This window comes from Pseudodesulfovibrio pelocollis, from assembly GCF_030282845.1.
GTDB classification, from domain to species: Bacteria; Desulfobacterota; Desulfovibrionia; order Desulfovibrionales; family Desulfovibrionaceae; genus Pseudodesulfovibrio; species Pseudodesulfovibrio pelocollis.
In genome coordinates this window covers 1-4,825 of the sequence record NZ_JASTWE010000082.1, presented here as the reverse complement: position 1 = coordinate 4,825, position 4,825 = coordinate 1, and the positions used below count along the sequence as shown (strand labels likewise).

Below are 4,825 nucleotides of genomic sequence, written 5' to 3'. Positions count from 1 at the left end.
CATCTTTTTTGTGAACAGCCTGCATTTTTGGGCCTTTTCAACGGCCAGTCAGCCGTCGTGGTTTCCGGCTGATGCCGCTCCTGTTTTGCCCCGCCATGGGCCAGCACGTCCTCTGGCACGCGGCTCATGATTTTTCACATCCATCGCTTCCTCCCGCCACGAGAATGGGCTATGATCAAAGCAAATCGAAAATGGTAGCCATTACTAGTTGGCTGTGCTATGGCTGGATTCAAGTGGAAGCAAAACACGCTGGTGGCGGCGACAAGCTGGAGCCATAAGCCTAAAATGTATGGAGGAAACGACATGGCAAAGAAAAAAGAGACGATGACCACCGCCTTTGGTCATCCCGTGGGAAATGATCTCAATTCCGTTACCGCCGGGTCTCGCGGGCCGGTGTTGATGCAGGACGTGCACCTGCTCGAAAAGCTCTCCCATTTTGATCGCGAGCGCATCCCGGAGCGGGTGGTCCACGCAAAGGGCGCGGGCGCCTACGGCTATTTCGAGGTCACGGCAGACGTGACCAAGTACACCCGGGCCGCCTTCCTCTCCCAGGTGGGCAAGAAGACAGACGTGTTCGCCCGGTTTTCCACCGTGGGCGGCGAAAAGGGCAGCGCCGATGCCGAGCGCGATCCGCGCGGGTTCGCCCTCAAGTTCTACACCGAGGACGGCAATTACGACATGACCGGCAACAACACCCCGGTCTTCTTCATCCGCGATCCCCTCAAGTTTCCGGATTTCATCCACACCCAGAAGCGCGACCCGGCCACCAACCTCAAGAGCCCGACCATGGCCTGGGATTTCTGGTCGCTGACACCCGAGTCCATGCACCAGGTGACCATCCTCTTCTCGGATCGCGGCACCCCGGCCACCTTCCGCAACATGAACGGCTATTCGAGCCACACCTATAAATGGTATAATGCCAAGGGCGACTATTTCTGGGTCCAGTATCACTTCAAGACCGACCAGGGGATCAAGAACCTGACCGGTCCCGAGGCGGCCGCCATGTGCGGCAAGGACCCGGACCACGCCACCCGCGATCTTCACGACGCCATCGCGCGCGGCGACTATCCGTCCTGGACCCTGGAGATGCAGATCCTCACCCCCAAGCAGGCCGAGAAGTTCGGCTGGGACATCTTCGACATCACCAAGGTCTGGCCCCACAAGGAAGTGCCGCCCATCACGGTGGGCAAGCTGGTGCTCAACCGCAACCCCGAGAACTACTTCGCCGAGGTGGAGCAGGCCGCCTTCAACCCGAGCAATCTGGTGCCCGGCATCGGCGTCTCGCCCGACAAAATGCTCCAGGGCCGTCTGTTCTCCTACCACGATACCCACCTGCACCGGCTGGGGCCCAACTATCACCTGATTCCGGTCAACCAGCCCAAGAACGCGCCCGAGAAGAGCTACCAGCGCGATGGCGCCATGCGCACGGACAACAACGGCGGAGGCGGCCCCAACTACTGGCCCAACAGCTTCGGCGGCCCGGCCCCGGACAATGCCTCCATCGAGCCGCCCATCCCCCTGGACGGCCAGGGCGGCCGCCACGAGTTCACCCACAAGAACGACGACTTCGTGCAGCCGGGCAACCTGTACCGCCACGTCATGACCGAGCAGGACCGGGCCAATCTGGTCAGCAACATCCTGGGCAGCCTGGGCCAGACGCCCAAGCCCATCCAACTGCGCCAGTGCGCCCTGTTCTTCAAGGCCGACGAGGACTACGGCACCCGCGTTGCCAAGGGCCTGGGCCTCGACCTTGCCAAGGTCAAGAAGCTGGCCGCCATGACCCAGGAGGAAAGGGTGGCCGCAACGCCCGTCAAATAACCCGTACACCGCAGGCCCGGCCGGGAACCACCCCGGCCGGGCCACCTCACTCCGCGCAAGGCCCCTGCCACCGCCCCCGGCAGGGGCCTTGGCCTGTGTGCGGGCAGGGCCGCTCCGGCCCTTTGCGCCCCGGAATTTCCCCGCCAGCCCTGTCGCTCGCCCACTTCACCCTTGTCTCGCGGCCGCTTTCAGCGTAGAATTTCGTGAAGTCTCGATAAAATCTAGACTTCGGGCCGGACGGCGTCCGGCCCGCGCGGTGAAGGCACGGTGAAGGCAAGGTGGAGGCACGGTGAAGCAGCGCGTTCTGGCGGGAATCCCCGATGTGCTGGACGAACAGCGGTTCGCCCACGGAGGCAACCTGCGCCGTCTGGCCGAGCAGGCAGGCTGTCGGGCCGAGGAGATTCTCGATTTTTCGGCCAACGTCAATCCGCTGGGGCCGCCCCCCTGGCTGGGTCAGGTGGTGGGGCAGGCGCTCCAGTCCGTGGACGCCTACCCGGACCCGGACTGCCACGACCTGCTCATGGCCGCGGCCGAGGCGTACAAGGTCTGGCCCACCCAGGTCATCGCGGGCAACGGGGCGTCCGAGTTGCTCTTTGCCGTGGCCTCCCTGGGAGGGTTCGGTCAGGCGGTCATTCCCTCGCCCACCTATGTGGACTACGCCCGCGCCTGCAAGGCGCACCGACTCAAGGTGGTCGAGGTGCCCCTTGGCGACGACCTGCGCGTCAACTTTCCGGCCATGGGGCGCCTGTTGACCACGCCCTCGCTGGTCTTCCTGTGCAATCCCAACAATCCCACGGGCACGCTCTTTTCCCCGGCCGACCTGCGCGAGGTGGCGGCCATGTTCCCCCGCTCGCGCTTCGTGGTGGACGAGTCCTTTGCCGAGTTCCTGCCCGAGGGGGCTGACCGCCTCGTGCGCGACAGGCCGTCCAACGTCATCACCGTGCTCTCCATGACCAAGTTCTTCGCCATCCCCGGCATCCGGCTCGGGCTGGCCTTTGCCGATCCCGAGGTGATCCTGCGCCTCAAGCAGGCCATGCCCGCGTGGTCGGTCAACACCCTGGCCCAGAAGGTGGGCGCGCGCTGCCTGCGCGACACGGCCTATGCGGCGCGCACCCGCGAGCAGACCGCGCTGCTGCGCGAGAACCTGGCCTCGGGCCTGCGCCATGTGCCGGGCATCAGGGTGCTGCCGGGCACGGCCAACTATCTGCTGTGCCGGGTGGAGCGCGTGGGCCAGGACGCGGTGCCCCTGCGGGACAGGCTGCTCGTCGAGCATCGCATCGCCATCCGCCTGTGCGGCAACTACGAAGGGCTGGACAACAACTGGTTTCGCGTGGCCGTGCGCAGCGGCGAGGACAACGAGCGGCTGATCCGGGCCATGGAGGCGGTCAGCGGCACCGGGCGCGGCCCGGTGGTCCGGCGCACCAAGCGCACCCCGGCCCTGATGCTTCAGGGCACCAGCTCCAATGCGGGCAAGTCCGTGCTGGCCGCCGCCTTTTGCCGCATCTTTTTGCAGGACGGCTACTCCGTGGCCCCGTTCAAGGCCCAGAACATGTCCCTCAACTCCTTTGTCACCGACGAGGGGTGCGAGATGGGCCGCGCCCAGGTGACCCAGGCCATGGCCTGCCGCCAGCGGCCCGACGTGCGCATGAATCCGGTGCTGCTCAAGCCCGGGTCGGACACCGGCTCCCAGGTCATCGTCATGGGCCGCCCGGTGGGCAGCATGAGCGTGGGCGAATACGTGCGCTACAAGCCGCGCGCCTGGGAGGCGGTCAAGGTCGCCTACGACTCCCTGGCCAACGAGCACGACATCATGGTCATCGAGGGCGCGGGCAGTCCGGCCGAGGTCAACCTCAAGCACCACGACATCGTCAACATGGCCATGGCCCGCCACGCCGACGCCCGGGTGCTCCTGGCGGGCGACATCGACCGGGGCGGCGTCTTCGCCTCCATGGTCGGGACCATGCATCTGCTCACCCCGGCCGAGCGCGACATGGTCGAGGGATTCCTCATCAACCGCTTCCGGGGCGACGAGACGCTTCTGGAACCCGCCTATGGGCACATGTTCGAGCACACGGGCAGGCCGGTGCTGGGCACTATCCCCTACATCCACTCCCTGGGGCTGCCCGAGGAGGACTCGGTGTCCTTCAAGGAGGGTTTCCGGCCCGAGGCGCGCAAGCTCGCGCCCGACCAGTGCGTGGACATCGCGGTCATCGACCTGCCGCGCATCTCCAATTTCAACGATATCGATCCGCTCCACGCCGAGCCGGACGTGCGCGTGCGCGTGGTCTCGGACGCCCACGCCCTGGGCACGCCCGACGCGGTGATCATCCCGGGCTCCAAGTCCACTGTGCCGGACATGAAGGCCCTGCGCGGAGCGGGCATGGCTGCGGCCCTGCGCGCCCTGGCAGGGGAGGGGTGCCGCACCCGCATCATCGGCATCTGCGGCGGCTTCCAGATGCTCGGCGAGGTGGTGGACGACCCCTTCGGCCTGGAGTCGGAGACCATCCGCATGGACGGCTTCGGCTTGCTGCCGGTGCAGACCACCCTGGTGCCGGAGAAGACCCTGACCCGCACCTGGGGCACCCACGCCCGGTCTGGCCTGCCGGTCCACGGCTACGAGATTCACCACGGCCTGACCAAGCCCCTGGCCGACTCCCTGCGCGTGGCCCTGCGCGACAACGCGGGCCAGCCCCTGGGATTTGCCCGGGCCGATGGCCGGGTGTGGGGCACCTACCTGCACGGCCTGTTCGACGCCGACGAGTTCCGGCGCTGGTTCATCGACCAGTTGCGCGCGGACAGGGGGCTGGCCCCGCTGGGCGTGCAGGTGCGCTTCGACCTGGAGGACGCCCTGGACCATCTGGCGGGCGTGGTTCGTCAGGCGGTGTGCATGGAGAAGATATACAAGGCCCTTGGCTTCAGCGGCTGCTGCACCCAGGCCAGTTTGTTCCGCGCTGCCGGGGGATGACCTCAGGTACTGAATGAGGGCGTTTTTTTCTTGAAATATTTA

At 66.1% G+C, this 4,825-nt stretch carries 2 protein-coding genes; both read left to right on the top strand.

What is annotated here, in order from left to right:
• Nucleotides 1-303: 303 nt before the first annotated feature.
• Nucleotides 304-1,818 carry a catalase gene (locus tag QQS14_RS16080; protein WP_285908032.1) on the top strand — a complete coding sequence of 505 codons (1,515 nt, stop codon included), beginning with the start codon at nt 304-306 and terminating at the stop codon, nt 1,816-1,818.
• A gap of 289 nt (nt 1,819-2,107) precedes the next feature.
• A complete protein-coding gene (locus QQS14_RS16075; RefSeq protein WP_285908031.1) occupies nt 2,108-4,783 on the top strand; it encodes a cobyric acid synthase in 2,676 nt (891 codons plus the stop codon).
• Nucleotides 4,784-4,825: the final 42 nt, after the last annotated feature.